This is a genomic window from Slackia sp. (assembly GCF_977041755.1).
The window spans coordinates 1-3,770 of record NZ_CDRRGL010000164.1 but is presented as its reverse complement, the minus strand read 5'-3'; the positions used below and the strand labels follow the sequence as shown (position 1 = coordinate 3,770).

The following is a 3,770-nucleotide window of genomic DNA, read 5'->3' as shown; positions in this document are numbered from 1 at the left end:
TTTGGATATGACTCCTCGCAAAGAAGAAAAGAAGCAGTCCGCCGTTCCTGAGCTTCAGGAGCGCGTGGTCTACATCAACCGCGTTTCCAAGGTCGTCAAGGGCGGCCGCCGTTTCGGTCTGACGGCTCTCGTTGTCGTCGGCGACGGCGAAGGCCATGTCGGCGTTGGCATGGGCAAGTCTCAGGAAGTGCCTATCGCTATTAAGAAGGGCATCGAAGATGCCAAGAAGAATATGTTCGAAGTTCCTATGAACGAAGACCGTACTCTTCCGCACGACATCATGGGCGAGTTTGGCGCGGGCCGCGTTTACCTCAAGCCTGCTGCCCCTGGTACCGGTATCATCGCCGGTGGCCCGGTTCGTGCTCTGCTTGAGCTCGCTGGCTTCAAGAACGTGTTCGGCAAGTCCCTGGGCTCCTCCAACGCGATGAACATCGTGAAGGCTGCTGCCGAGGGCCTCAAGGAGCTCTCTGCTCCCACCGAGGTTGCTGAGCGCCGCAACATGACTGTTGGCCAGATCTATGGCTGGTCCGAGAAGAAGGAGGCGTAATCATGGCTGAAGCGAAGACTCTTCACATCACCCAGGTTCGCTCCCAGATCGGCCGTCCGGCCGACCAGGGTAAAACCCTGAAGGCTCTGGGCCTTGGCAAAATCGGCCGTACGGTTGAGCAGGCTGATACGCCGTCCATCCGTGGCATGATCTTCAAGGTCAAGCACCTCGTTGAGGTTGTTGAGGACTAAGTCCTCTTCGATTATCGAACCGAAAGCCCGCTGTTCGCAGCGGGCTTTTTGTGTATATGTTTCGAAATTGTTTCGCTTGCCGACGGTGAACGGTTGTGAATACGCGGTAGGTGTCGCATCGACTACAATTCTTTGCGCATTGATGTGTCCTCGCTTCATGGAAAATGCAGCGAGGACACATCAATCGGATCTATTCCTGCATCGAAAGGGGAGACCAGTGTCGCAATTGAGCGATCTTGGCAAAGAAGCCAAGCATGACTTCGACGAAGTATCTGAATCGAAGAAGGATTTGCCCTGGTATAAGCGGCTCTCGCTCACCACGTGGATCTTTATTGCGTTGGCTTTGGGCGTTGTGACTGGTATTGCGCTTCAGGGCAATGCTGAATTTGCCACCACGTACATCAAGCCACTTGGCACGATTTTCTTGAACCTCATTAAGATGATCGTCGTTCCGTTGGTCATTTTCACGATGACTGCTGGCGTGATTTCGCTTTCTGACATCAAGCGCGTTGGTGCTATCGGCGGCAAAACGATCGTCTACTACCTCGCCACAACGGCATTCGCCATTATCATTGGCTTGGTTATGGCGAATGTCCTCAACGTTGGCGGCGGGTATAGCCTGCCTGCCGGGGAGCTTTCGTATGAAGCGAAAGAAGCCCCCTCGTTCATTGACACGATTGTGAACATTTTCCCCGCAAATGTCATTCAGCCTATGGCCGACGCTACGATGCTGCAGGTAATCGTGATTGCCCTTGTCTTCGGCTTCGGCATTATGGCTGCGGGCAAGAAAGCCCAGCCCGTCGCCGATCTCGTGAACAGCATGAGCGAAGTGTGCATCAAGATTATGCATGGCATCATCTGCTTTGCCCCCTTCGGTGTTTTCGGCCTCATCACGCCCGTCATTGCGAGCAACGGCCCCGATATTTTGCTGCCGCTGCTGAAGCTGATTGTGGTTGCATATCTCGCTATGATTCTTCATATGGTGATTGTGTACTCTGGACTGGTGAAGATTCTCGCCAACGTGAGCCCCGTCCGTTTCTTCAAAGACCAAATGTCGGCTATGGTGTTCGCGTTTGCTTCTGCTTCCTCGGTTGGTACGCTGCCTGTGAATATGGAGTGCTCCAAGAAGCTTGGCGTTTCCAATGAGGTCTCGAGCTTCGTTTTGCCGCTTGGCGCCACCATCAACATGGACGGCACCTCGATTTACATGGGCGTGTGCTCCATCTTCATCGCGCAGGTGTTCGGCATCGATTTGACTATCGGCCAACAGTTCACCATTGTGCTTACCGCTGTGCTCGCATCTATTGGTACCGCTGGCGTTCCCGGCTCTGGCATGATCATGCTCGCCATGGTGCTGCAATCGGTCGGTTTGCCGGTCGAGGGCATTGCGCTTGTCGCGGGCGTCGATCGCATCCTCGACATGATGCGCACTACCGTCAACATCACAGGCGACCAGAGTTGTGCCGTGTGCGTTGACGCCATGGAGCGTCGCAAGGCCGAGCGCAAGGCCGTGAAGGCGGCGTAGGCAAAGCCTCCGCGAGCGGAAGCCGGTCCGGCATTCCCAAGACCGCGCTCGGCTACCGCTCGCCTTCGGCTCGCTATGCGCCTCGCTCCTTCGCTTCATTTTAGAAGGAAGAGCATATTTGAAGATCAGAGGGTCTTGAAGAATGCCGGACCGGCTTCCGCTCGTTTCTTTCGCCTGGTTTGCGAATTCGTGTGTGGGATATTTTCATCGAGCGCGGTCAGAGACGGCCCCGCCCCAAACGGTTCCGGCTGACGTGCTCCGTGCGACAACCTCACGGGTGCAGAACCTATGAATTGAAGAGTCGTCCGGCTTGTACAGGCGGCTCTTTTCTTGTATTCTTTGAAAGCTTGCGTTTTGGGCGTAGTATGCCCGCAAGCGGTAATGTAGTTTGCCGGCGAGCGAGCTGCCGGCGAAGGCGGGGAAGTCTCCCGCCCGAAAAGCGAAAGGATCCATCATGGAGATTAAAGACCTGGTGCCCGCAGAGGGCTCTACTAAAAACCGTAAGCGCGTTGGCCGCGGTCCTGCTTCTGGCCATGGCAAAACTGCCGGCCGTGGTATGAATGGTCAGCTGTCCCGCTCCGGCGGCGGCAAGCGCCCTGGCTTCGAGGGTGGCCAGACTCCGCTGGCTATGCGCCTCCCGAAGCTCCCTGGCTTCCGCAACTTCAACCGCGTTGAGTACGCTGCCGTCAACGTTTCTCGTCTCGAGCGCAAGTTTGAGGCTGGCGACGTCGTCGACGCCGAGTCTCTGAAGGCTAAGGGTATCATCAAGAAGCTCGACACCCCCGTCAAGGTTCTTGCTGGTGGCGAAATCACCAAGCCGCTCACCATCAAGGTTGACAAAATTTCTGCTGCTGCTGTCGCCAAGATCGAGGCGGCCGGAGGAAAGGTCGAGCAGTCTTGCTAACGTCCATCATTGATGCATTCAAGGTGCCGGAGCTTCGCAAGAAGATTCTGTTCACCTTGGGCATCTTGGCGCTGTACCGCTTCGGCGCGTACGTGCCGGTGCCTGGCATCCCCTTTAAAGAGTTCTCAGACGCTTTTGCCGCGAGCGGCGTGAGCATGACCATGCTCGACCTGTTCACGGGCGGCGCGCTGTCGAACTTCTCGGTGTTCTCGCTGGGCATCATGCCTTACATCACGGCATCCATTATCATGCAGCTGATGCAGGGCGTCATTCCCGCTGTGGGTCGCTGGGCGAAAGAGGGAGAAACCGGTCGCCGCAAGATCACCCAGGTCACGCGTTTTCTGACGCTGGGCCTTGGCTTGATTAACGCTGTCGGCTACCTCTTCCTGTTCAAGAGCTCCGCTTACGGTGTGGTGTTCACGAGCGAGGTCCCCGAGATCCTCACCGACATCATCGTCGTCTTCACGCTCGTTGCAGGTACCGCGTTCATCATGTGGATGGGCGAGCTCATCACGCAGCGCGGCATTGGCAACGGCATGTCGCTCATCATCTTCGTGTCCATCGTCTCTCGCGTTCCCGCGGCTATTTTCAGCAGCGTGAACC

5 protein-coding genes are annotated in these 3,770 nt (G+C 56.4%); all 5 read left to right on the top strand.

Annotation, left to right across the window (positions count from 1 at the left end; all coding sequences use genetic code 11):
* The first annotated feature begins 7 nt into the window (after positions 1–7).
* Positions 8–547: a 30S ribosomal protein S5 gene (gene rpsE, locus ACWI8T_RS08935; protein WP_114614853.1), complete on the top strand. Its 540-nt coding sequence runs from the start codon at positions 8–10 to the stop codon at positions 545–547.
* Positions 548–549: 2 nt separating this feature from the next.
* The gene (gene rpmD, locus ACWI8T_RS08930; protein WP_123218660.1) at positions 550–738 is read left to right on the top strand and encodes a 50S ribosomal protein L30; all 189 of its coding nucleotides are present in this window, start codon (positions 550–552) and stop codon (positions 736–738) included.
* A gap of 217 nt (positions 739–955) precedes the next feature.
* Positions 956–2,263, top strand: a complete 1,308-nt coding sequence (locus ACWI8T_RS08925) for a dicarboxylate/amino acid:cation symporter (protein ID WP_419074196.1) — start codon at positions 956–958, stop codon at positions 2,261–2,263.
* A 454-nt stretch (positions 2,264–2,717) separates the two neighbouring features.
* Positions 2,718–3,167, top strand: coding sequence for a 50S ribosomal protein L15 (gene rplO, locus ACWI8T_RS08920; protein WP_114614855.1), 450 nt, complete (start codon positions 2,718–2,720; stop codon positions 3,165–3,167).
* Positions 3,161–3,770: preprotein translocase subunit SecY (locus ACWI8T_RS08915; protein ID WP_449138688.1), on the top strand; the 610-nt coding region annotated here is incomplete at its 3' end. The genes rplO and ACWI8T_RS08915, both read left to right, overlap by 7 nt.